We start from the raw sequence: 23129 nt of genomic DNA, 5'->3' as shown, positions 1-23129 counted from the left end.
CTCTATAGCGGCGCAGGCAAAAATTTGCGCTGGCACACAGTTCTTCGCAATTGTCGAAAAGTGCAGGTTTTGGTGTGAAAGTGGCCTTCTGTTTCCCCTGCGGGCTGTGAAAAATGCATATGTAACGTTTTTATAACATAAGCAAAACAATAAAAATTATTCATCTGCGAGGTACCCTATGGCTGTAGAACTTCCCGCTCGCGAATGCGACGTGCTGGTGATTGGCAGCGGCGTCGGCGGGCTATCCGCCGCGGTGACCGCGGGCCTGAATGGGTTAGATGTCCAGGTTATCGAAAAAGATCGGGTCTTTGGCGGCACCACCGCGTTTTCCGGCGGCGTGCTGTGGATCCCCGATAACCATCTGGCGCGCCAGCAGGGCATCGACGACAGCCAGGCCGCCGCGCGCACCTATCTGCAAAGCGAAGCCGGGGAAAATTTCCGCCCGGAAGTGGTGGATGCCTTCCTGAAAAACGGGCCGGAAATGCTGCGCTTTTTCGAAGAAAAAACCCGCTTTCGCTGCAATTTGTACCAGTACCCTGACTACCATCCGGACGCCCCCGGCGGGGTGATGCGCGGCCGTTCGGTAGTGCCTGAAGCGTTTGATATCCGCGAACTGGGCGACGCGATGCCGCGCCTGCGTAAACCGCTGCGTACCATCACCTTTATGGGCATGATGTTCAGCTCATCAAACAACGATCTGAAGCACTTTTTCAACGCCACCCGTTCGCTGACATCATTCGCCTACGTGGTGAAGCGCCTGAGTCGGCATCTGCTGGAGGTGGCGCGCTACGGGCGCGGCATCACCGCCAACGGCGGCAACGCGGTGGTGGCACGGCTTGCCTGCTCGGCGCGGGATCTCGGCATTCCGATCCATACCAGCGTCGCGGCGAAAGATCTGATCGTTGAACGCGGCGTCGTGCGCGGCGTGGAGGTTGAACTCAACGGCGAGCGGGTCAGACTGTTTGCCCGACGCGGCGTGGTGCTGGCGTCCGGCGGTTTTGCCCGCGATGAATCGCGGCTGAAAAAGCTCTACCCGCACGTTCGACGCGGCGGTATTCAGCTGTCGCCAACGCCGCCCGGCGTGGATACCGGCGACGGCATCGCCATGGCCGAGCGCATTGGCGCGCGCTTTGACGACAGCTACGCCAACGGCGCGGCGTGGATCCCGGCATCAAAAGTGCAGATTGGCCGTCAGTCGTACGTCTTCCCGCATCTTGTCGACCGCTACAAGCCGGGCTTTATCATGATTAACCGCCACGGCGTGCGCTTTTGCAACGAAGCGGACTCTTACCATGACGTCGGTATCGCGATGATTGAAACCTGCCGTGACGACACTGAAACCTTCGCCTGGCAAATTTGCGACCGCCGCGCGCTGCGCAAATACGGCATGGGGTTTGCCAAGCCCGCGCCGATTCCCGTCTCGCTCTACCTGAAAAACGGCTATCTGGTCGAAGGAAAAACGCTGGCTGAGCTGGCGCAAAAAATGGGCGTCCCGACGGCGGCGTTTGAAGAGACGGTGAGTCGCTACAACGCCGATGCCCGTCTTGGCAAAGACCCGCAGTTTGGCCGCGGCGAGTCGGCGTATAACCGCTATCTCGGCGACGCCACCCATCAGCCTAACCCTTGCGTCGCCCCCATTGAGCAGGGGCCGTTTTACGCCGTGAAGCTGTACATGGGCGACCTTGGCACCTTCCACGGTCTGAAAACCGACGGCGAAGCGCGGGTGCTGGATAACCAGGGGCTGCCGATTCCGGGCCTGTACGCCGCCGGTAACGAAATGGCCAGCATGATGGGCGGCAGCTACCCCGGCGCGGGGATTACCCTCGGCCCGGCGGCCACCTTTGGCTATATCGCCGCCCGCAGCATGGCGGCGCGCGGTGAAACCGCGATGCAGCTCGACCGCGAAGCTTCATAAATCAGGAGAACACTATGTCGACACTTTTTAGCCCTCTACAGGTTGGCCCGCTGACGCTGGCGAACCGCATCGTCGTCCCGCCGATGTCGCAATACTCGGCGCAGGCGGACGGTATCGCCACGCCCTGGCACGCGCAGCACATTGGCGGCCTGGCGATTTCTGGCGCGGGGATGGTGATTTGCGAGGCCCACGGCGTGACCGCGGACGGGCGGATTACGCCGCACTGCCTGGGGCTGTGGAACCGCGAACAGGCGCTGGCGCTGCAAAAACTGCTGGCCGATATTCGTACCTACAGCAACACGCCCATCGGCGTTCAGCTTAACCACGCCGGCCGTAAAGCGGGCACCAATGCGCCGTGGCGCAATCAGGGCGCATCGCTCGGCGATGAGGAAGGCGGCTGGCCGACGGTCGCTCCTTCGGCTATGCCTTACAAACCCGGCTGGCGCGTACCACAGGTGCTGGATGAAGCGGGAATGGCGCGTATTACCCAGGGCTTCGTCGACGCCGCGCAGCGCGCATTAAACGCCGGGGTCGATTTTATCGAACTGCACGCGGCCAACGGCTATCTGCTGAACCAGTTTTTGTCGCCGCTCAGCAATCAGCGTGAGGATGAATACGGCGGTAGCCCGGAAAATCGCATGCGTTTCCCGTTGCAGGTGGCCCGCGCGCTGCGCGAAGTATGGCCGAAAAGCCGCCCTCTGGGCGTGCGCTTTAACGGCGGTGAATTCGCTGACGGTGGGCTGTCGCTGGATGAAGCGGTGCAGTTTGCCCGCGAGCTGCACGCGCTGGGCTACGACTATCTCCACGTTTCCGGCGGCTATAACATCTATCATCAGACGCCCAACGCCGACCAACCGGGCTATATGGTGCCGTTTGCCGAAGCGGTGAAAAAGGCGCTGCCCGAGGCGGTAGTCATTACCGTGGGGCTGATTTACGAAGCGCCGCAGGCCGAGGCTATCGTGCGCGAGGGGCGGGCCGATCTGGTGGCGATTGGCCGCGGGATGCTTGATGACCCCAACTGGCCGATTCATGCGGCGATTGCGCTGGGCGAGAACGCGCCGTGGCCGAAACCGTACGACCGCTTTGGGCCGCTGGGCTGGCCAACGCACCGTGCTCAGGAGGCCAAATGATGACGTTGCCGATTATCGATCACCGTATTTACACCATTCGCCTGCGTAAAATGAATGAATTTATCGAGGTGTTTGACCGCCTGGCGATGCCGGTCCTGCGCGAGACACTGGGCAATCCGCTGGGGTTTTACACCAGCTTTGTCGGGCCGCAGAACCAGTTCGTGCATCTGTGGGGCTATGAAAGCCTGGCGGAGTACGAACGCCGTAGCCGTTTACGCGACGCGCATCCGGATTTTGCCGCCTACCTTAAAGCGTCGGAGCCGTATATTGTGGCGCAGGAGACGCGGCTGATTCGCGCCACGGCGATGCCGTCGTTGGCGGGGTAGTTTTGTGCGGCGATAACCCTCACCCCGGCCCTCTCCCTGGAAGGGAGAGGGAGAAAACCCGCGCCGCTCTGTTTTCCTGGATGTTGGGTGGCAGGGTGACAAACCGCGCCGATCGGTCCCCTCGCCCCTTCGGGGAGAGGGTTAGGGTGAGGGGAAAACCGCTCACCACACTCAAGGAGGCATCATGAACCTGGCAAACAGCATCCCGGTCTTCAAACTGTACGGCGAAAGCTGGCACTGGCCGACGCCGGATCTCCTGCATTGTGAATCGATCCAAAGCCGCAGCAGCCTCTACGACTGGAGCATTCGCGCCCATCAGCACACCGATCTGGTGCAGATCCTCTACGTTCAACAAGGGCAGGGCGAGATTGAAATCGAAGGCCTTCGCCAGCCGTTCGAGGGCGCCTGTGTGCAGATTATCCCCGCGCTCTGCGTTCACGGTTTTCGCTTTTCGCCGGGAACTCAGGGGTTTTCACTGTCGCTGGCCGCGCCGCTGGTGGCGCAGTTTGAACAGCAGTTTGGCCGCTCGTTGCAGGTGTTGAACCGGGCTTTCCGCGTGCCGGTGGGCGAGGCGGGCGAGCAAATTCATACCCTGTTTCAAACGTTACAACAGGAGTATCAGGCGGAGAACGAAGCGCGCGATATGATGCTGCATTCGCTGCTCAGCGCGCTGATGGTCTGGCTGAATCGCCAGGCCGCCGCGCCGGTCGCGGTGAGCGACAAAGTGGAGCGCAAGCGCGCCGCGATACGCCGGTTTAATCAGCTGGTGGAAAATCACTATCGCGAACACTTCCCGCTGGCGCATTACGCCAGCCAGATTGGCATGTCCGGGGTGCATCTCAATACCCTGTGTCGCGAGTTTCACGGCTGTAGCGCCCTGAGCGTACTGCATCAGCGTCTGCTGCTGGAAGCCAAGCGAAGCCTGCTGTACACCAGCATGACCGTCAGCCAGATTTCCGATTATCTCGGTTTCAGCGACGCCACCTATTTCTCGCGTTTTTTCCGTCGCAGCACCGGCTTTTCACCGCGTGATTTTCGCGATAAACCGACGCAAACCTGCGCTGAGCCTGCCCACGCGCTGTAGCCGGGCAGGCCCGTCATTAGCGGGTGAAACCGGGACGCGGCAGTTTGCCCATCAGCATGGTCGGCAGGCCGCCGTCGACGCCAATCTCCGCACCGTTGATATAGCTCGATTTTTCACTCAGCAGGAACAGCACCGCGTTGGCGATATCTTCCGGCTTGCCAATGCGCTGGCTGGCGGTAAACGCTTCGCGGCTTTCGCGCACGCCCGGCTGGGCGTAGTAGTCGGCGGTCAGCGCGGTTTCAATCATCCCCGGCGCCACCAGATTGCTGCGAATGCCATCCTGCCCCCATTCGACGGCAATCTGCTGCGACAGCAGGCCAACGGCGGCTTTGCCGGGACTATAGGCGCCGCTCCACGGCTGGGGAATGCGTCCGGAAATTGAACCAATATGCACAATGCTGCCGCGTTTTGCCGCGCGCATATCGTGGGCGAACTCGCGCGCGCACAGCAGATAGCCGGTCAGGTTGACGTTAAGCTGCGTTTGCCACTGCTCAAGGCTGATGTCCGCCAGCCCCGCCGGGCGTAAAATACCCGCCGCGTTGACCAGCCCATGGCATGGCCCGAGCAGCGCGCGCACGCTTTGCGCCGCCTCTTTGACCTGTTCTTCTCGGCTAACATCGCAGGCCAGCGCCACCCGTTTTCCCGGCAGATGTTCAAGCTTCAGGCGTACCGCGTCGGCGCGCTGCGGCTGCGCGTCGAGCAGGGCGACGTTGGCCCCTTGTTGCGCCAGCGCCGTGGCGATGGCTTCGCCAATGCCGCTTGCCGCGCCGGTGACGGCAAACACCTGGCCGCGCAGGCCCAGCCAGTCCGGGGATACGTGTAATTCAGTCATGGTTTTCTCCACGTTTTTATTGTGTACAGATGCCCTGACATTGTTTGGCGTGGAGCGGGGAAAGAGAAGGCACGAACGAAAAGCAGACCGGGACTTTTGGATGCGATTTCGCTAACCTCGACGTTCGTCAATCATCGCCATGAGGTTCATGATGGAGCATCCTGCCGCGCAGCAAATTCTCAACCTTTATCAGCGTCACGCCGATGCCTTCGTGCGCCTGCGTTCGCGCGCGCTGTTTGAAAAAAGCTGGCTGGATAAATTCCTCGCCACCGTTGGCAAACCGGGGCGCATTCTGGATATGGGCTGTGGTACCGGCGATCCGATCGCGGCCTATTTTATTGCCGGGGGATATGCCCTGACCGGCGTCGACGGTAGTGAGGCGATGCTGGCTTATGCCCGCGCGCAGTTTCCTGCGCAGCGTTGGCTACAGCAGGATATGCGCGGTCTGGCGCTGGGCGAAACCTTCGACGGCCTGATTGCCTGGGACAGTTTTTTCCATCTTACCCAGGCGGATCAGCGCGCCATGTTTGCGGTCTTTGCCCGCCACAGCCATCCCGGCAGCGCGCTGATGTTCACCAGCGGCCCCGGCGACGGCATTGCGATGGGCGAGTTTGAAGGCGAACCGCTGTTCCACGCCAGCCTTGCGCCCGAGGCCTATCGGGCGCTGCTGGCAGAGCACGGTTTTACGGTGCTTGAGATGTGCGCGGAAGATCCGCAATGCGGTGGTCATACCGTGTGGCTGGCGCAGAAAACTGCATGATGATGCCTCGTTAATGGCTGCGCAAAAACAGTCGGTGAAGCACATCGGTTAACAGATTACAGACGATGAACACACAGGCGGCGAAAATGGTGGTGCCGATCACCACCGGGAAATCGCCGTCCAGCGCCGCGTCAATCGCCAGCCGCCCAACGCCGTCGAGACCAAACATTTTCTCCGTGACAATCGCCCCGCCCATAATCGCCGCCAGCTCCAGCCCGGTGAGCATCAGCACCGGGCTGAGCGCCGGCTTCAGCGCATGGTCGAAGTAAACTCGCCACTCGCTGACGCCCTTAGCCCGCGCGGTGCGGATATAGTCCCGGTGCAGCACGTCCAGCATACTGCTGCGCAGCACGCGCTGGAAAATCCCCATCTCTGCCAGCGCCAGCGTCAACCACGGCAGCGCCAGATGACGCGCCCACTGCCACGGGTCTTCGCGCAGGGCGACATAGCCACCCGCCGGAAACCAGTTAAGGTTGTGCAGCGATAGCTGATAAAACAGGAAAAAGATAATCAGCATGCCGCTCAGGAAGGTGGGCAGCGACAGCGCGATATAGGCAAAGAATGCCAGCAGACGGTCAACAAAACGATCGCGATAGCGCGCCGCCAGCACGCCGGTGAGCAGCGATATCGCCGTCCAGATGACCAGCGCGCCCAGCGCCAGCGACAGCGTCACCGGCACTTTTTGCAAAATGAGCTGGGTGACCGGCGTCTGGAAACGGAACGAGTAACCCAGCGCGGGTGGCCAGTGCAGCATGCCTACCGGCGCTCCCTGAATCTCCGGTCCGCGCAGCAGGAAATAGCGCAACTGCTGGTACCAGGGATCGTTAAGGTGTAGCGCCCGGGCGATAGCGGCGATGGCCTCCGGCGTGGCGTTGCGCGGCGCCAGCATTACCGCCGGATCCTGATAGGCGATGCGGGTCAGCGCAAAGGCGACAATGAGCATCAGCAGCAGCGTCAGGGCGCTACGCAACAGCGTGTTCACTAACGTAGAAAAAGTCATGACTATCGGCGCTCCAGATGAGGGTCCAGGACGTTACGCAGGCCGCTGCTCAGGCAGTTAAAGCCCAGGACGGTAATAAACAGCGCCAGCGCGGGAGCGGCTAAAAACCACGGCTGCACCTGATACATCGCCGAGCGCTGCACGTCGGCAATCATATTGCCCAGGCTGGCGGCGGGGGCCGGAATACCGACGCCGAGAAACGAAAGGGTGGCCTCGGCGATAATATTGGTCGGTAGCTGGATGGCCCAGTAAATGCCCATCGTCGGCAGCACGCCGGGAATGATATCGCGCCACAGAATGCGCCACTGGCTTTCTCCCATCAGCGTGGCGGCGGCGACGAACTCCTGCTGGCGAATATCCAGCACCAGCCCCCGGCTCAGGCGCGCGAAATAGCCCCAGGAGAAGAAGGTGATGACGAAAATCACTACCCACAGCGGATCGACGCGCGGCCCGCTCTCGCCGCCCTGGTTGAGCGCCAGCAGACTCAGCGCCGTTACCACGAAGGGGAAGGAGAGTACCAGGTTGATCAACTGCTGGCACAGCGCGTCGATGCGTCCGCCGCGATAGCCGCCAATCAGCCCGACGAACAGACCAATCACCATTGCCAGCGTGGTGGCGGGCACGGCGATCAGCAGCGAAATGCGGGTGCCGTACAGCGTGCGCACCAGCACATCGCGGCCATTATCGTCCGCGCCCAGCGGGAACGCCGCCGTTGGCCCCAGCGGAATCCCCATATCCGACAGGGCGCTGTCGCGAAACTGCTCGGTTTCACCGTGACCGAGCCATGCCGCAACCAGCGGCGCGGCCAGCGCGGCTAAAACCATCAGCGCGACAATCACCAGCCCGCGGCGGGCGCTCGGTTCTCGCCATAACCGCTGCCAGAACGACGACGGTACGAGGGCGAATGGCTCAGAGAGCAACGGCTGGCTCATAGCCGACCTCCTCACTAAAACGGTAGGCGGCGCCGGGAATGGCCGCCAGCAGCTGCCGGGTCCACGCCTGCTGCGGCCGCTGGAAGATCTGTTCGGTACTGCCTTGCTCGATGATTTGCCCCGCCTGGTGCACCAGTACGCGGTCGCACAGCGCCGCCACCGCGTCGAGATCGTGGGAAATAAACAGCAGCGACAGCCCATAGCGGCTGCGCAGACGGGTGAACAGCTGGATGATGCGGTGCTGGGTAGTGATGTCCAGCGCCGACACCGCCTCGTCGGCGACGATCAGTTTCGGTTTCATCGCCAGCGCGCGGGCAATCACCACCCGTTGACGTTGGCCGCCGGAGAGCTGCGATGGATAACGGAAGGCGGTGGCCGCGGGGAGTTCCACCTGCGCCAGCAGATCGTCAATCGCCGCCCGTAGCGCCGTCGGCGACAGCGTTTGGCCGCGTTCGCGCAGGGCGGTGAGCTGTAGCGGCTGCGCCAGCGTGTCGTCGATGCGTCGCCGTGGATTCAGGCTGCTGTAGGGATCCTGAAATACCATCTGCACCGCATGGCGATCCGGATGATGGTTTCCCGGCTCCCGCCACGGCTGGCCTGACAGCGTCAGCGTACCGCTGTCCGGAGCGTCCAGCCCGACGACAATGCGCCCCAGCGTGCTTTTCCCCGATCCGGACTCGCCGACCAGCCCCAGGATCTCTCCCTCGTGCAGACGGAAGTTCACGTCATTCAGCACCGGCGCGGCGGCTTTCCCCGACAAGAACAGCGAGGGTTTAACGAAGCGGCGCGAAACCTGACGCACCTCGAGTAGCGGCGTCGCCTCGCCGTGGCTAAACGGCGAGGGCGCGCGCGGATGCCATCCCGCCTGCAGCAGCGAGCGGGTGTAGTCGTGCTGCGGCATATCGAACAGCGCGCGCGTGGCCCCCTGTTCAACCACGCGACCGTGCTGCATGACCACGATCCGGTCGGCAATATCGGCAACCACCCGCAGGTTATGGCTGATAAACACCAGCGCGCAGCCGTGCTGCTGCTGAAGCCGTTTTAACAGGCGCAGAATCGACGCCTGAACGGTGGCGTCCAGCGCGGTAGTGGGCTCATCGGCGATAATCAGCGCGGGATTGAGCGCAATGGCGATGGCGATCATCACCCGCTGGCGCTGGCCGCCGGAGAACTTTGCCGGACGCTCGTGATAGCGGCGGGCGGCATCGGCAATGCCCACCTCCGTCAGCAGCGCCAGCACCTGCTCGCGCAGGGCTTTACGCCCCACGCGGCGGTGAGCGAGAATCGCCTCTTCGATCTGTCGCCCCACGCTTTTCAGCGGGTGCAGGTTGCTGAGCGGATCCTGCGACACATAGCCAATTTGCGCGCCGCGCAGCTGACGCTTCTGTTCCGGGGTAAAGGCGTGCAGCGGCTGGTCGTTAAAGACAATCTCTCCCTGCACGCGCATCGGCGTCGGCAGCAGGCCCAGCACCGCCAGTAAGCTGAGGCTTTTCCCGGACCCGGATTCACCCACTACCGCCAGCGTTTCACCCGGTTCGACGTGAAAACTGACGCCGTTGACCAGCGTGCTGTGCGGGTCAAGGCTAATCGTTAAGCCGCGTACATTGAGTAATGGCATCACGCCCCCTTAAGGCTTCAAGGCAATATTGGTGATATCGGCCTGCGTGGCGAGAGAGGACCACGTCCAGTGGGTCACGCGCTCGGAGGTCACCGCGATGCGCCGTTTCTCAAACAGCGGGATCCACGGCAGGTCGGCGGAGACCAGACGGTCGGCTTCTTGCCAGATAGGGCCGGGGTTATCCGAGCTGTAGGCCTGTTTCGCCAGCTGGTTCAGTTTGGGGTTGCTATAGCAGATGGCATACACGTTGCCGCGCCCGCACGGTGAGGCGTCTGAGTTCAGCCAGCCGCCGAGCAGCATGCGCGTCGCCGGGCCCTGCCAATCCGGCGAGGTCTGGCCGAGCGCCAGATCCCAACGGTTTTCCGGGCTTTGCAGATAGGCCATAAACTGCGGCGGCGGCACCGGGATCAGGTTCAGGCGAATGCCCGCGCGCGCCAGATCTTCTTTGAGGATCACCGCCAGCGTGCTGAACTGGTTATTGGCGCGATAGACCAGATCCAACGCCAGCCCATCAGTCAGCCCGGCCTCTTTTAACAGCGCTTTGGCTTTTTCCGGGTCGCCTTTGCTATCAGGGGTGGCGTAGGGGTCGAACGGTTCATGGCCGAGCAGGGTGCTGGTGATAATCTGCCCCAGCGGCAGGGCGGCAATTTTCCCGCCCTGCGCCTGTACCAGGTGCGCCTTGTTCACCGCGTAGGCTAACGCCTGGCGGACGCGCAGGTCGCGCAGCGCGGTGGCACCCGCGCTTTTGGCCTGCGGCTGGGCGTTGATGGCGATAAAGTTTGCCGCGCCGCTGTTGGCGGCATGCAGATACGGGCTTTTCTGCACCAGATACTGGCGTACCGCGGCCTGCGGCGGGACGTCGAGGTACAGCGACAGGTCGGCATCGCCGGCCTGAATACGCTGCATCACGCTGTCTTCGTTATTGCCGGTGAAGCTCACTTCGATGGCGTCAACCCACGCTTTACGCGTCGGGTCTTCCGCGTGGTTGTAGTCTTTGACCTTCGTCAGCAGCAGCTTCTGGCCGCTCACATAGCTGGCGACTTCGTACGGCCCGCTGGACGGGAAGTTTTTACGGAACTCCTGCGAGTCCGGGAAGTAGCGCGAGGCCACTTCTTCCGGCAGCGGAGTGACGAAGTTCATCGACAGAATATTGAGGAAATCATAGTTCTTGCTGTCAGACCGCAGGACCAGGGTTTTATCGTCCGGCGCGCTGACGCCTGCAATCTCATGGCTGTCGATAAAGGCCTTGCTGGCGGCCAGATCGCCTGTTGCCACCTTGCTGAACGCCTGGCAATAGTCGGCAAATCCGGAGAACGCGAGGTTGAAGTAGTTGACCGCCGCCACCTGTTTGTTGGGGTCGCAGAAACGCTTAATGGCGTAGACGAAGTCCTTCGCCACAATGGGCCGCGTGGTTGGCCCCGCGTAGCGAATGCCGTCGCGCAGGTGGAAGGTATAGGTTTTACCATCGTCGCTGACGTCCCATGATTTTGCCAGATCGCCCACCAGCGTGGTGTCGTCCTTCAGGCTCTGTGGCGAGCCGGGGTAGGTGACCAGCTGGCGGGTGACCGCGCGCAGAATCTCCCACGAATCTACCGAATAGCCGGTCAGCGGATCGAAGGCGTCGAGGTCCGGCTGCAATGAGGCGATTTTTAAGGTGCCGCCCGGCTGTGGGGCGGCCTCTTCGGCGAATGCCGGAACCATCGCGCCGGTGACCAGCGCGACGAAAAGTGCCTGGCCCGCCAGGGGCCAACGAATGCTGTGCATCAAAAAATCTCCCGAAAAAGTTAGAAGAAGATCCCCGACCAGGGATGTTCATGACAGGCCAGCAGGCGCGTTAAACGCGCGGCGGCCTGTGAATGGTGCGGTTGAAGGCGACGAGCGGCGGCGAGCTGCTGCGCGGTGTATTCGCCAAGCAGCAGCATGGCGAGCGCGTCGATTCCCAGCGTGATATCCGGTCGGCTCGCGCTGCGCTGAATGCCGTCCGACGAGAGCCGCCAGACGCCGTGGTTTTCCGCCAGCAGCGGATCGTCAATCGCCAGGGTTACCGCTTCGCCGCTCGCGTAGCGTCGGGCGTTAAGCGTCTGCTCGACGTTGATGATCCGCAGCCAGCTCTCGTCGATGCGCCCCGTTTGCTGGATCGCGCGCGGGTTGGCCAGCAGTAGCGGGAGCGGGTCATCCACCGGACGGTGCGGCAGTTCGATATAGCGCGCGATATCCAGCTGAAGCAGGTAGCCGAGCAGCTGCGCGGCAAGCTGTGGATCGGCGGCGTGCAGATCGTCAACCACCAGCGTGCGCTCGGTGCTGTAGAGCCAGTTGTCGTCGGGCTTCGCGTGATAACGGACAAAACCCTGCGCCTCACCGTCCTTGCAGGCCAGCGCGACATAATGGTTCAGGCTGCTGTGCGCCAGACGATGCTGCTGGAGCGCCCACCACTGCGGCCAGCGGGTTAACGTGCCGGCGTGAGGGTGTGGAAAGCGAGCGACGATGGCTTGTTGCGCCTCCCAGGCATTCGCGGCGGGCAGCAGACGAATGTCGCCCTCCGCCGCAGGCAGCGACGGCAGTTCACGTTTATCGATACGCAGATCCTGAATCGCGGTGGCGATACCGAAGCCGAAACGCCCATAAATCGTGCCCTGTGAAGCGCGCAGCGTGGCGACGGCGACGCCCTGCCGATAGAGATCCGCCAACTGTTGGCTGAAGAGCGCCCGCAGCACGCCGCGACGGCTGAAGTGCGGCAGTACGCCAACGTGAGTGACGGCGGCATGTGGCACGCGCTGGCCGCCCGGCAGCGTCAGTTCGCCGGGAAAGCTATTGCAGGTGCCCGCCAGTTGCCCCTCGAGCGACGCGGCGTAAACGCGCCCCGGCACCACGTAGCGCTCAGCCCAGCCATCGACCGGCGTAACGCCTCCCGGCAGGCCGAACATCGCCTGGCGAAACAGCGTCGCGGCGGCAAGCAGCTCGGCGGGGTCATGAAGAGTCCGAATCTCCGGCATCGTGACGTCCTTAGCGTTTCGGCGGCGCGTAGACGCGCGGCGTCGGCAGCTTGCCGCTCAGCACGTAGTCGCCCACTTCGCGCGTCCGGTAGGCCACCGGGTCGTGCAGCGTATGGGTACGCACGTTGCGCCAGAACACGTCCAGTCCGTATTGATTGCTGGTGGAACGCCCGCCGGTCAGTTCGTAGATTTCATTGCTGATTTTCAGCGCCACGTTGTTGGCAATCACCTTGGCCTGGTCGGTTAACAGCGCCAGCTCGCCCCACTGGGTTTCGCTGAGATCGTCGCCCGCGTGGAAAGCGTCCTGGAAGGCGTGGGCGGTTTTTTCCGCCAGCGCGATCCCGGCGGCGAGGTCGGAAGCGAGTTCCCCCGCCTTCAGCCGGTGATAGGGATCCTGCTGCGCGCTCTCCACGCCGGACTCCGGCCACGGGCGGACGGTGTCGCGGAAGTAGGCGGCGGCTTGTTTCAGCGCGCCTTCGGCAATGCCGAGGTAGAAGTGAACGAAGATCAGCTGGCTGAACTGGTTACGCAGGGCGTTGCGCAGCAGCGCGCTGTGTGGCTTCTCCTCCAGTCCGGTGAGGCGATCTTTCTCCTGCAGGCGCAGGCGGTTGAACTCCAGCGTGCCGCTGGCGGTAAGGCGCTGGCCGAGGTTGTCCCAGTCATCGTTAAAGGTAATGCCCGGCTGGTCGGCGGTGACCTGATACTGCACCAGTTCATCGCCCACCCATACGGCGATGGTCATCACCTGCGAAACGGCGGCACCGGTGGCGAAGGTACGGCGTCCGGTGACGTACAGGTCGCTGCCATCCCATTCCAGTTGCAGGCGCGGGTCACGCGGGTTGCTGATGCTCGACTGGAACCAGCCTTTTTCCGCCACGCCGCGGGCGATAAATTCCCACTGCTCGCGGTTGCCGAGAATGTAGCTCCAGACGCCGTTGGAGTAGTGATAGGTAATCAACTGGCCGAGGGAGCCGTCGGCCGCGGAGATAATGCGGCCAATCTCCAGCGCCTGAACCAGATTCGCGCCGCCGCCGCCCAATGACTTCGGCACCGCTAATTTGAGCAGGCCGCTCTGGCGTAACCAGTCGATCTCTTCAAACGGATGCTGGTTGGCACGATCGCGCTCCAGCAAGGTGGCGTACAGGCGGTCAGCGACTTGCTGCGCCACCGCTTTCCAGTGGGCGAATTCCTGGTGGTTAAGTCCGGCATAAATGTCCTGAGCGTGGCTCATAGTTCCTCTCTTAGGTGCGATGTTTTTTTATGGTTGATGTGATGAATGCAGCAGTCCGCTGCGGCGGAGCAGGGCGCCTGCGCCCTCGGCGAACCAGTAAGCCTCTTCAAGATGCGGCTGGCCGGATAAAATAAAGTGCTCGATGCCCAGCGCGTGGAAGGCCTGGATTTTCTCCGCCACCTGCTGGTGGCTGCCGACGATGGCGGTTCCCACGCCGCCGCGCACCAGCGCATAGCCGCTCCAGATATTAGGGGCGACCTCCAGCAGACGGACGTTTTCTGGATTGACCTGCTCGGCCTGAATATCCTCCAGCAGCGCGCTCATGCGTTTTTGCCCAACCGATTCGGTGCGCCCCAACAGCGACTGGGCGCTGTGAATACGCTCCGGGGTAATGCCGTTGAGCAGGCGTGCGGCTTCGCGCCAGGCCTCCTCCTCGGTATCGCGGCTGATAACGTGAAAGCGAATGCCAAAGCTCGGCGTGCGCCCCTGGGCTGCGGCCAGCGCGCGCACGGTTTCCAGCTGCGGCGCGACCTGCTCCGGCGGCTCGCCCCAGCTAATCCAGGTGTCGGCCTGGGCGGCGGCGACCTGCTGGGCCGCCGGGCTGGAACCGCCAAAGAACACCGGCGGCACGGGCCACGGTGACGGCAGCAGGGTGGCTTGCTCCAGCTGATAGTGCTCGCCGTGAAAATCGAACGGCTGGCCGCTATTTCTGGCATGGCTGACGCCTTTAAACGCAGCAATAAACTCGCCGCTGCGGGCGTAGCGTTGATCGTGATCCAGTCGGTCGCCGTAGCGACGTTGCTCAACCGGATCGCCGCCGGTGACGATATTGATCATCAATCGCCCTTCGGTCAGCCGCTGGAAGCTGGCGGCCTGATGGGCCGCCAACGTCGGTGAAATAAAGCCCGGGCGGAAGGCGACGATAAATTTCAGCCGTTCGGTGTGCTGGCTGATGGCCATGGTGCTGAGCCACGCGTCTTCGCACCAGCTGCCCGTCGGCGTCAGCACGCCCTCAAAGCCCAGACGTTCGGCGCTGCGGGCGATATCCACCAGATAATCGAGCGTTGCGGGGCGGAACTGCCCGCCGATGCCGCTGATATGCTGGGAGTCGTCGCCCGCGCCGACGATCCCCCGGCTGTCGCCGTTGGTCGGCAGATACCAGTGCAGATGAATGCTCATGGCGCCTCCTGGATATAGCTCTCGCTCAGCTGGCGGAAACGCGTGCCGGGGTGATCGTCACGCAGCCGCCGTTGCCCGTTGCCCTGCAGGCGTTCGCGCAGGGTCAGGGATGAACCATCGGCACGGCGCATGCGGCCTCGCGCCTGCAGCTCCGGCACCACCCAGCGGACAAAATCTTCAAAGCTGCCGGGGCTGATGGCGTAGGCGAGGTTAAATCCGTCCACGCCGGAAGCGTCGGCGAAGGCTTCCAGCTGGTCGGCGACGCTCTGCGGGCTGCCCACCAGCGTTGGGTGAATGCCGCCGATGCCGATATAGTTGCTGATATCCCCCACCGTCCACTGACGCTCGGCGTCGATGCGCGTCAGCCCGGCCAGCGCGGAACGGCTGGCGTTGGTTTCGATATATTTGAGCGGCGCGTCCAGCGACCAGCCGGACCAGTCCACCCCGGTCCACGCGGAGAACAGCGCCAGCGCCGCCTCCTGGCTGGCGTAGCTGAGGTAGTCCTGGAATTTGGCGTGGGCTTTGGCGTCGTCTTCATCCACCACCACGCTGATGGCGGTGATAAAACGAATGGCGTCGGCGGCACGGCCCTGCTCGTGCGCCTGGGTACGAATTTTGTCGATATTCTGTGCAATGGACTGCGGCGTGGTGCCGCCAAGGAACACCACTTCGGCGTTCTGCGCGGCGAACAGCCGTCCGCGATCCGAAGTGCCAGCCTGGAACAGCACCGGCGTGCGCTGCGGGCTGGGCTCGGCCAGATGGGCATCCGGCACGGTAAACCAGCGTCCCTGATGGCGAATCGGGTGAACTTTGGCCGGGTCGGTATACACGCCTGCCTCGCGGTCGCGTCGTACCGCATCGTCTTCCCATGAGCCTTCCCACAGTTTGTAGGTGACCTCCAGAAACTCCTGCGCCCGCTCGTAGCGTTCATCGTGGTCCATCTGTTTTTCCAGCCCGAGGTTCCGCGCGGCGGACTCCAGCACCGAGGTCACAATGTTCCACGCCACCCGGCCTTTGGTCAGGTGATCGAGCGTGGTGAACTTGCGCGCCAGCAGGTAGGGATGTTCGTAGGTGGTGGAGACGGTAATGCCAAAACCGAGCTGACGGGTGGCGGCGGCCATCGCCGAGACCAGCAGCAGCGGGTCGTTGACCGGCGACTGCGCGGCGGTTCGCAGCGCGGCGTCCGGTTTGCCCTGGTAGACGTCAATCTGCCCCAGCGCGTCGGCAATAAACATCGCATCGAATCCGGCGTCATCCAGCAGGCGCGCAATGTGCAGCCAGTAGTCGAGCGTGGTGTACTCGCTGGCGCGGTCGTCGGGGTGTCGCCACAGCCCGGCGGAGACGTGGCCGACGACGTTCATCATAAAGCCATTGAATAACAGTTGTTTTTTCGCGGTTGTCATGGTGTGTCCTTATTAAACTGGTCAGGCAAATCGTTTTAAGGCCGTCTCTGTCTCGCCCGGTGGCAGCAGATAATTGGCGGCCAGCAGCTGCCGGGTGAGCGGATGGCGCTCGGTGGCATACAGCGCGTGGCGGGGGAAATCGTCGACGACTTCGCCGTGGGCCATCACCACAATGCGCTGGCAAAACTGGGCCACCAGCGCCAGGTTGTGGCTGATAAACAGGCAGGTCAGGGCGTGCTGTTGATGCATACGGGTGAGCAGGGTCATCACCTGCGCCTGCACCGTGAGATCCAGCGCCGAGGTGGGTTCGTCGAGCAGCAGAAAACGCGGATTCACCACCAGCGCGCGGGCGATATTGGCGCGCTGGCGTTGGCCGCCGGAGAGCTGGTGCGGGTAGCGTTGCAGCAGCCCGACGTCCAGCCCCACTTCGCTAAACAGCGACTGGGCGCGGGCCACCGCCTGCGAGCGCTGTGTGGCGGTGCCGAGACGAAACTGCGGGCGCACCAGCTGTTCTTCCAGCGTCAGGCGCGGGTTGAACGACGCCAGGCTGTCCTGGAACACGCATTGCAGCTGACGGCGCAGGGCGGCGACACTTTGCGGATCTGCCGTTCGCACCGGCTCGCCAGCAAACTGCATCTCGCCGCGATCGGCGGGGATCAGCTGCGCCAGCAGCCGCGCGAGGGTTGATTTTCCGGAGCCGGACTCGCCGATAATGCCGACAATCTCACCGCGCTGAACGCGCAGATTGACGTTGTTTACCGCCGTCACCGGCACCTTTTTCGGCCACCACCCGTGCGGCTCGCGTCGCCAGAAATCTTTACCCAGCGCGCGGGTTTGCAGCAGCGGTGCACCGTCAACGAGTCGCGCGGCGACCGGTGAGATATTCGGCCACGGCACCGCTGCCAGCAGCGATTGGGTATAGGGATGCTGCGGTGCGGCAATAAGTTCTGCTGTGGCGGCCTGCTCAACGATGCGCCCATACTGCATCACCGCAACGCGATCGCTTAAGGCTGCCACCACGCCGAAATCGTGGGTGATGATCAACAGCGCCATTTGCTGCTGCTGGCACAGCTCTTTGAGCAACTGGAGGACCTCGCGCTGTACGGTCGCGTCGAGGGCGGTGGTGGGCTCATCGGCAATCAGCAGGCGCGGGCGGCACATGGCGGCGAGCGCAATCAGAATACGCTGGCGCATCCCGCCGGAGAGCTGGTGCGGATAGAGCGCCATCACCTGCTCAGGCTGGCGGATTTTCATGCGCACCAGCCAGGCGATCGCCTCTTCGCGCAGGGCGCGTCGCCCCAGCGCCGGGTGCAGACGACGCAGATTGTGCTGAAGCTGTTTGCCCACTCGCCACGAGGGATCGAGGGTGGAGAGCGAGTTCTGAAACACCATCGCAATATCGTGGCCGCGCAGGCGGTTAAGCTGTGCCGTCGACTGGTGCAGCAGCGGCTGGCCGTCGAAGGTGATGCTGCCGCCCAGTGTCACCTGGTCGGCGGGCAGCAGGCCGAGAATGGCGGCGGCGGTGACGCTTTTACCGGAACCGGATTCTCCCGCCAGCGCCAGCACTTCGCCGGGGGCAATGGTCAGGGAGACGTCGTTTACCGCCTGGACGTTCTGGCGGTGGAAAAGCACGTTAAGGTGGGCAATTTGCAGCAGGCTCATGGTTGCCGCTCCTTATTGGTAAGGGTCAAGGAGATCGCGCAAGCCGTCCCCCAGCCAATTAAACGCCAGCGAAAGCAGTACGATCGCCACGGCAGGCGCGGTAGCCACGTGCGGCGCGCCGAGGATCATCATTTGTGCGCCTTCGCCGACCATGCGCCCCCAATCGGCCTGCGGTGGCTGTACGCCAAGGCCAAGAAAACTCAGGCCGGCGAGGAACACCACCATGCCGCCGAGCAGCGAGGTGGTGTACACCAGCAGCGGCGTGGCGACGTTGGGCATAATTTCACGGAACAGAATGTCGGCAGTCGACGCCCCCTGAGCGCGTAGCGCTTCGACGTACTCTTTCGCCACTTCGGCGCGGGTATCGCGATAGACCACGCGGGTGAGGTAGGGAATAACGCTGCAAATCAGGGTAATGATGAGCGTGGGATAACCGCTGCCCAGCACCGCCGACAGGCCGATGGCGAGCAGTACCATCGGGAAGGCGAACAGCATGTCCATGCTGCGCATAATCAGTTCGGAAAAGGCCGACGCGCGAAAGCCCGCCAGCATGCCGAGCGCCAGGCTCACCATCGCGGCGAAGATAATCGGCAGCACCGAGGCGGCGAGCAGGCTGCGCCCGCCCCAGATGATACGGCTTAAGACATCGCGCCCCTGATTATCCAGCCCCAGTAGATGGCCCGGCGTACCCGGCGGCGCCAGACGCAGGCCGTCGAAGGCCGCGAGCGGGTCATAGGGCGATAGCCACGGCGCGAACAGCGACACCAGCAGCGCGCAGAGCAGAATTAACAGGCCGAGCAGCGCCAGCCCGTGTCGTGAAAGCCGACGCAGGAAGAGGGTAGGGGTCATGGTTAACGGGCTCCTTCGTGGCGGGGATCCAGCCAGTCCTGCAGGATGTCGCTCAGCAGGTTGACGGCGAGGAAGCAGACGGCGATCAGCATCACCCCGGTCTGGATAGTGGGGTAGTCCTGGCCCGCAGCGGCGTTGTACAGCTGAGTGCCAATGCCGGGCCAGGCGAAAATCTTCTCAATAAAGATGACGCCGCTGAGCAGGTAGCCAATTTGCAGCCCGGTGATGCTGACAATCGGCGCCAGCAGGTTTCGCCCCAGGTGTCGCCACAGCAACAGCGCTGTGGGATAGCCCAGTGCCCGGTAGGTACGGATGTAGTCAGCATTCATGATGTCGATGACGCTGTGACGCACCTGACGGGCGAGAATCAGCATCGAGATCAGCGCCGTGGAGAGCGCCGGTAAAAACAGATGGTGCAACAGGTCGCCCAGCCCGCGGTCGCCGCGCATGTCGTACATCCCCGAGACCGGGAACCAGCGCAGCTTCACGGCAAACAGCCAGATGAAAAACACCGCCAGCCAGAAGATGGGAATGTTATGGCCGAGCTGGACCAGCAGCATCACCAGGCGGTCACGGCGGGTGCCCTGCCACAGGCCGCACGTTACGCCTACCGCGACGCCGGGTATCAGGCATAACAGCACCGCCGCGCCGGTCAGAATCGCGGTATTGGCGAAAGCGCTGCTCAGCACTTCGATCACCGGTGCGCGCAGGGTCAGCGAGGTGCCCCAGTCGCCGCTGAACAGGTTCTTCAGCCACAGCAGGTACTGCACCGCCGCAGGCTTATCCAGCCCATAGACGTGACGGATTTGTTCGATGGCCTCGCTGGAGAGCTGCCCGGCCAGCGCGTTGGCGATCGGGTCGCCGGGCACCAGCTTGGCAATCAGGAACACCAGCAGCGAGATCAGAAACAGCAGCGGCACGGCCTGCGCCAGGCGAAGCAGTACGATGCGAATCATGGTTTCAACCACACGCGGGTCAGGTCGTAGAAATTCTGCGCCGGGACGTTAAAGCCCTGGACGGCGGGCGACGAGGTAAACACGCGGTTCAGCTCAAGCAGCGGGACAAACGCCGCCTGCTGCTGGAACTGCTGGTTAACCTGATGCCACAACGTCAACGCTTTTTGCCGATCGGTGGTGACGCTGGCCTCGGCGATCAGCGGCTCGACGCCGGTAATGACCTTTTCGCCTTTGCCGCGGGAAACTACGTAGTTTTTCCATGCCACGTTCAGCCACTGCGGGGTAATCAGCCCCCATTCCATGGTGAATAGCCCGGTGTCGTCGGCGAGGTTGGCCAAGTGCGAGCTGTAGGTAATCCACTCCTGTGACACCACCTTCACGGTAATGCCAACCTTGCTCAGATCGCGTTGGATCCACTCAATCACCGGCTGGTTTTGATCGTAAGTGATGATGGTGAAGCTCACTTCACCGGGCTGATACCCGGCGTCGGCCAGCAGTTTTTTCGCCCCTTCCGGGTCGTAGGTATAGTCTTTCTGCTCGGCGAGGAAGGCTTCGTTTGAGCGGTTAAGAATGCTGTAGCTTGCCACCGCGTGGCCGTTCAGCAGCGACTTCACCAGCTCTTCACGGTTGATGGCTTTGATCACCGCCTGGCGCACGGCCAGCTGGCGGGTATATTTATTGGCAAAGTTCCAGCCGAGGAACAGCTGGTTAGCTTCGGTGCTGTTATGTACCGTGTAGCCGCTCTGCGAGAGCAAATCGACCGCGTCGGTCGGGGTTCGTGACAGGATATCCACCTGGCCGGACTGTAACGCGCTGACGCCGGTGCTGCCGTCGAGAATCGGGCGGAAGATCAGCCGTTCCATATACGGTTTTTTGCCCCACCAGTCGTCGTTGCGCACCAGTTCGGTACGATCGTTGCGAACCCGCAGCACAAAGCGGTACGGCCCGGTCCCGGTTGGGTGTTCCGCCAGACCATCCTGGCCCCATTTTTTCAGCGCCGCCGGGCTGAAAATGCCGGAAACCCAGTTGCCCTGCGGCAAGAAACGCAGGAAGTCAGGGAAGGGCTGGTTGAAGGTGTAACGCACGGTAAGCGGGTCGATAACCTCAATCGCTTTCAGGTCGCGATAAACCTGAGCCATGGTGGCCTGTGAGCGGGCATCGAAGAATTCAAACTGCGGGTCGGTAAAGCGGCGCACGTTGAAGCGTACCGCTTCGGCGTCAAACGGCGTACCGTCGTGGAACTTAACCCCTTCACGCAGGTGAAAGGTGTAGACGGTCGCGTTGTCGTTAACGTCCCAATGGGTCGCCAGGCCGGGAACGATCGGCGGGGTGCCCTTTGCCGCCGGAACCGAGAGATCTTCGGCCACCAGCGACTCATAAATATGTTTGTCTACCCGGTAAGTTTCATAAGAATACTGGCGGTTGGGATCGTAAATGGTCGGTTCCAGCGCCTGGCCAATAATTAACGTTTTGCCATAACGCGATTTCTCATCACCGTCTTCAGCAAAGGACAAACCGGGTAATCCTAATCCCATAAATAATGTGGTGGAAATGGCGGTGAGCTGTAATAGCTTACGGCGAGATAATGATATCCCGGATGAAAATTGATTGTTTTTCATAACGATGTCCGATTTGCGAATGCAGGTGTTTTTAATATTTGCCTGATTTTTTTATGGGGATCAGGTCAGACGGCGATACTAGCACCGGATAAAAAAGAGAATAAATACGCATTTGTGATTTTGTTTTCTGCTTTTCTTATTTGCGGTTTTTGGCTTTAGTTTGCCGGATTTATTCATTGTCGATAAAAATTGTTTTATTTAAGGTCAGTTCTTTTTATTTCGGTAAATAACATGCGCAATAACATTATTCTCAGTGGGTTTACGATGGCGGCGGTTTCCCACATTAACTACGGCATGTGGCGTGACCCACAGGACCAAAGTTATCGCTATACCGATATTGAATACTGGGTGGCGCTGGCAAAGCTGCTGGAAGATAACGGCTTTGACTGCCTGTTTATTGCCGATGCGCTGGGGCTGATTGATAGCTGGCAAGGCAGCCCGGCGGCATCACTGGTGCAGGGGATTCAGTCGCCGCTGATTGACCCGCTGCTGCTGGTTTCCGCCATGGCGGCGCAGACGCAGCGGCTGGGATTTGGGATCACGGTCTCCACCACCTATGAACAGCCTTATCTGCTGGCACGCAAATTTACCACCCTCGATCACCTGACCGGCGGGCGTATTGCCTGGAATGTGGTGACGTCACAGCTGGAGAGCGCGGCGCGCAATCTGGGGCTGGAAAAACAGATGGACCACGACGAACGCTACGATCGCGCCGATGAGTTTCTGACCGTGAGCTATAAATTGTGGCAACACTCCTGGGAGCGTGCGGCGCTGAGGCGCGATAAGGCGGCGGGCATCTACAGCGACCCGCAGAAAGTCCATGCGGTCAACCATCGCGGGCGCTGGTTTTCGGTGCCGGATGCCCATCTTTCTGAGCCCAGCCCGCAGCGCACGCCGGTGATTTTCCAGGCCGGCGGCTCGCCGCGCGGCATTGATTTTGCCGCGAAGCATGCCGAAGTGGTGTTTGTCGCCGGGCTGGACGCCAGCGGCGTGCGCCGACAGGTGGCGGCAATTAAGGCGCGGGCGGCGGCGTTGGGACGCGCGCCGGGGGCGATTAAGTTTATCAGCGCGGTGACGGTGATTACCGGGGAAAGCGAACATGACGCGCAGGCGCGCTATGCTGAACGGCGCGCCCGCTACGATTTGCAAGGGGCGCTGATTCACTACGGGGCCAGCACCGGGGTCGATCTCGCTGGTCATTCGCTGGATGCGCCTCTGGCCTGGCAGCAGACGAACTCTAACCGTTCGCTGCTGAAAATGGTCACTGGCGAAGACGGGCAACCGAGCCGCACGCTGCGTGAAGTGTTTCATCCTGAACAGGGTCTGGGGCGGCAAAAAACGTTTGTCGGCAGCGGCGACAGCGTGGCCGCACAGCTGGAACAGTGGCTGGAGGAGAGCGACACCGACGGCATTAACCTGGCGCAATGGCTGTCGCCGGGCTGCTTTGAAGATTTTGCTCGCTGGGTGATACCCGCGCTAAAACAGCGGGGGCTGTTGGGCAATGCTGGCGAAGCCGCCACGTTGCGTCAGCGCTTATTCCCGGATGGCAGCGCCGAGCCCGCAGCCGATCATCCCGCGCAGATTAAATAGCGGAAATAAAGTTTCTTTATTTGAGTAATAAGCGGAAATGTTATTTCCGC

At 62.0% G+C, this 23129-nt stretch carries 19 protein-coding genes; 6 read left to right on the top strand and 13 right to left on the bottom strand.

The window, feature by feature from the left end:
* Positions 1 to 178: 178 nt before the first annotated feature.
* The 4 genes from GY169_RS15235 (at position 179) to GY169_RS15220 (ending at position 4455) form a co-directional block, all read left to right on the top strand.
* The gene (locus GY169_RS15235; RefSeq protein ID WP_167576246.1) at positions 179 to 1915 is read left to right on the top strand and encodes an FAD-dependent oxidoreductase; all 1737 of its coding nucleotides are present in this window, start codon (positions 179 to 181) and stop codon (positions 1913 to 1915) included.
* Positions 1916 to 1929: 14 nt separating this feature from the next.
* Positions 1930 to 3045: an NADH:flavin oxidoreductase/NADH oxidase gene (locus GY169_RS15230; RefSeq protein ID WP_167576245.1), complete on the top strand. Its 1116-nt coding sequence runs from the start codon at positions 1930 to 1932 to the stop codon at positions 3043 to 3045.
* Positions 3042 to 3371: an NIPSNAP family protein gene (locus GY169_RS15225; RefSeq protein ID WP_163447908.1), complete on the top strand. Its 330-nt coding sequence runs from the start codon at positions 3042 to 3044 to the stop codon at positions 3369 to 3371. Before GY169_RS15230 ends, GY169_RS15225 begins: the two co-directional genes overlap by 4 nt.
* Positions 3372 to 3555: 184 nt before the next feature.
* A complete protein-coding gene (locus GY169_RS15220) occupies positions 3556 to 4455 on the top strand; it encodes a helix-turn-helix domain-containing protein (RefSeq protein WP_167576244.1) in 900 nt (299 codons plus the stop codon).
* 16 nt (positions 4456 to 4471) lie between these two features.
* On the opposite strand, the gene GY169_RS15215 is transcribed toward GY169_RS15220, so the two are convergent.
* Entirely contained in the window at positions 4472 to 5287 is an 816-nt protein-coding gene (locus GY169_RS15215; RefSeq protein WP_167576243.1) for an SDR family NAD(P)-dependent oxidoreductase, read from the bottom strand.
* A 151-nt stretch (positions 5288 to 5438) separates the two neighbouring features.
* Here GY169_RS15215 and GY169_RS15210 point away from each other — a divergent pair, with 151 nt between their 5' ends.
* On the top strand, positions 5439 to 6047 hold the full coding sequence (locus tag GY169_RS15210; RefSeq protein WP_167577318.1) for a class I SAM-dependent DNA methyltransferase: 609 nt from the start codon (positions 5439 to 5441) through the stop codon (positions 6045 to 6047).
* A gap of 10 nt (positions 6048 to 6057) precedes the next feature.
* Here the strand turns inward: GY169_RS15210 and GY169_RS15205 are convergent, their stop codons facing one another.
* Genes GY169_RS15205 through GY169_RS15150 form a run of 12 tightly spaced genes read right to left on the bottom strand, consistent with a single transcriptional unit; the run spans position 6058 to position 21489 of the window.
* On the bottom strand, positions 6058 to 7047 hold the full coding sequence (locus GY169_RS15205) for an ABC transporter permease (RefSeq protein WP_167576242.1): 990 nt from the start codon (positions 7045 to 7047) through the stop codon (positions 6058 to 6060).
* A gap of 2 nt (positions 7048 to 7049) precedes the next feature.
* The gene (locus tag GY169_RS15200; RefSeq protein ID WP_167576241.1) at positions 7050 to 7979 is read right to left on the bottom strand and encodes an ABC transporter permease; all 930 of its coding nucleotides are present in this window, start codon (positions 7977 to 7979) and stop codon (positions 7050 to 7052) included.
* Complete coding sequence (locus GY169_RS15195) at positions 7957 to 9597, bottom strand: dipeptide ABC transporter ATP-binding protein (RefSeq protein WP_167576240.1); 1641 nt, start codon at positions 9595 to 9597, stop codon at positions 7957 to 7959. The genes GY169_RS15200 and GY169_RS15195 overlap by 23 nt, the downstream gene beginning before the upstream one ends.
* 9 nt (positions 9598 to 9606) lie before the next feature.
* Positions 9607 to 11361 carry an ABC transporter substrate-binding protein gene (locus tag GY169_RS15190; RefSeq protein ID WP_167576239.1) on the bottom strand — a complete coding sequence of 585 codons (1755 nt, stop codon included), beginning with the start codon at positions 11359 to 11361 and terminating at the stop codon, positions 9607 to 9609.
* A gap of 20 nt (positions 11362 to 11381) precedes the next feature.
* Positions 11382 to 12590, bottom strand: a complete 1209-nt coding sequence (gene eis, locus GY169_RS15185; RefSeq protein WP_167576238.1) for an enhanced intracellular survival protein Eis — start codon at positions 12588 to 12590, stop codon at positions 11382 to 11384.
* A gap of 10 nt (positions 12591 to 12600) precedes the next feature.
* Positions 12601 to 13821, bottom strand: a complete 1221-nt coding sequence (locus GY169_RS15180) for an acyl-CoA dehydrogenase family protein (RefSeq protein WP_167576237.1) — start codon at positions 13819 to 13821, stop codon at positions 12601 to 12603.
* 27 nt (positions 13822 to 13848) lie between these two features.
* The gene (locus GY169_RS15175; protein WP_167576236.1) at positions 13849 to 15000 is read right to left on the bottom strand and encodes an LLM class flavin-dependent oxidoreductase; all 1152 of its coding nucleotides are present in this window, start codon (positions 14998 to 15000) and stop codon (positions 13849 to 13851) included.
* Positions 14997 to 16403 (bottom strand): LLM class flavin-dependent oxidoreductase, encoded by a 1407-nt coding sequence (locus tag GY169_RS15170; protein WP_167576235.1) that lies wholly within the window; start codon positions 16401 to 16403, stop codon positions 14997 to 14999. Before GY169_RS15170 ends, GY169_RS15175 begins: the two co-directional genes overlap by 4 nt.
* Positions 16404 to 16424: 21 nt before the next feature.
* Complete coding sequence (locus GY169_RS15165; RefSeq protein WP_167576234.1) at positions 16425 to 18065, bottom strand: dipeptide ABC transporter ATP-binding protein; 1641 nt, start codon at positions 18063 to 18065, stop codon at positions 16425 to 16427.
* Between the two features lie 12 nt (positions 18066 to 18077).
* Complete coding sequence (locus GY169_RS15160) at positions 18078 to 18914, bottom strand: ABC transporter permease (RefSeq protein WP_167576233.1); 837 nt, start codon at positions 18912 to 18914, stop codon at positions 18078 to 18080.
* A gap of 2 nt (positions 18915 to 18916) precedes the next feature.
* Complete coding sequence (locus tag GY169_RS15155) at positions 18917 to 19870, bottom strand: ABC transporter permease (protein ID WP_163447921.1); 954 nt, start codon at positions 19868 to 19870, stop codon at positions 18917 to 18919.
* Positions 19867 to 21489 carry an ABC transporter substrate-binding protein gene (locus GY169_RS15150; RefSeq protein WP_167576232.1) on the bottom strand — a complete coding sequence of 541 codons (1623 nt, stop codon included), beginning with the start codon at positions 21487 to 21489 and terminating at the stop codon, positions 19867 to 19869. Before GY169_RS15150 ends, GY169_RS15155 begins: the two co-directional genes overlap by 4 nt.
* A gap of 231 nt (positions 21490 to 21720) precedes the next feature.
* Between GY169_RS15150 and GY169_RS15145 the strand changes: the two genes are divergently transcribed.
* On the top strand, positions 21721 to 23079 hold the full coding sequence (locus GY169_RS15145; RefSeq protein WP_167576231.1) for an NtaA/DmoA family FMN-dependent monooxygenase: 1359 nt from the start codon (positions 21721 to 21723) through the stop codon (positions 23077 to 23079).
* The last annotated feature ends 50 nt before the right edge of the window (positions 23080 to 23129 follow it).

This window comes from Kluyvera genomosp. 3 (assembly GCF_011765685.1).
GTDB classification, from domain to species: domain Bacteria; phylum Pseudomonadota; class Gammaproteobacteria; order Enterobacterales; family Enterobacteriaceae; genus Kluyvera; species Kluyvera georgiana_A.
Note: the sequence above shows the minus strand (reverse complement) of the source record. Positions and strands in the feature narration are given on the sequence as shown.

Bases quoted from the DNA above. Each gene is read 5' to 3' on its own strand.
- GY169_RS15235 (WP_167576246.1), top strand. From the start codon at position 179: ATGGCTGTAGAACTTCCCGCTCGCGAATGCGACGTGCTGGTGATTGGC.
- GY169_RS15230 (WP_167576245.1), top strand. From the start codon at position 1,930: ATGTCGACACTTTTTAGCCCTCTACAGGTTGGCCCGCTGACGCTGGCG.
- GY169_RS15225 (WP_163447908.1), top strand. From the start codon at position 3,042: ATGATGACGTTGCCGATTATCGATCACCGTATTTACACCATTCGCCTG.
- GY169_RS15220 (WP_167576244.1), top strand. From the start codon at position 3,556: ATGAACCTGGCAAACAGCATCCCGGTCTTCAAACTGTACGGCGAAAGC.
- GY169_RS15215 (WP_167576243.1), bottom strand. From the start codon at position 5,287: ATGACTGAATTACACGTATCCCCGGACTGGCTGGGCCTGCGCGGCCAG.
- GY169_RS15210 (WP_167577318.1), top strand. From the start codon at position 5,439: ATGGAGCATCCTGCCGCGCAGCAAATTCTCAACCTTTATCAGCGTCAC.
- GY169_RS15205 (WP_167576242.1), bottom strand. From the start codon at position 7,047: ATGACTTTTTCTACGTTAGTGAACACGCTGTTGCGTAGCGCCCTGACG.
- GY169_RS15200 (WP_167576241.1), bottom strand. From the start codon at position 7,979: ATGAGCCAGCCGTTGCTCTCTGAGCCATTCGCCCTCGTACCGTCGTCG.
- GY169_RS15195 (WP_167576240.1), bottom strand. From the start codon at position 9,597: ATGCCATTACTCAATGTACGCGGCTTAACGATTAGCCTTGACCCGCAC.
- GY169_RS15190 (WP_167576239.1), bottom strand. From the start codon at position 11,361: ATGCACAGCATTCGTTGGCCCCTGGCGGGCCAGGCACTTTTCGTCGCG.
- eis (WP_167576238.1), bottom strand. From the start codon at position 12,590: ATGCCGGAGATTCGGACTCTTCATGACCCCGCCGAGCTGCTTGCCGCC.
- GY169_RS15180 (WP_167576237.1), bottom strand. From the start codon at position 13,821: ATGAGCCACGCTCAGGACATTTATGCCGGACTTAACCACCAGGAATTC.
- GY169_RS15175 (WP_167576236.1), bottom strand. From the start codon at position 15,000: ATGAGCATTCATCTGCACTGGTATCTGCCGACCAACGGCGACAGCCGG.
- GY169_RS15170 (WP_167576235.1), bottom strand. From the start codon at position 16,403: ATGACAACCGCGAAAAAACAACTGTTATTCAATGGCTTTATGATGAAC.
- GY169_RS15165 (WP_167576234.1), bottom strand. From the start codon at position 18,065: ATGAGCCTGCTGCAAATTGCCCACCTTAACGTGCTTTTCCACCGCCAG.
- GY169_RS15160 (WP_167576233.1), bottom strand. From the start codon at position 18,914: ATGACCCCTACCCTCTTCCTGCGTCGGCTTTCACGACACGGGCTGGCG.
- GY169_RS15155 (WP_163447921.1), bottom strand. From the start codon at position 19,870: ATGATTCGCATCGTACTGCTTCGCCTGGCGCAGGCCGTGCCGCTGCTG.
- GY169_RS15150 (WP_167576232.1), bottom strand. From the start codon at position 21,489: ATGAAAAACAATCAATTTTCATCCGGGATATCATTATCTCGCCGTAAG.
- GY169_RS15145 (WP_167576231.1), top strand. From the start codon at position 21,721: ATGCGCAATAACATTATTCTCAGTGGGTTTACGATGGCGGCGGTTTCC.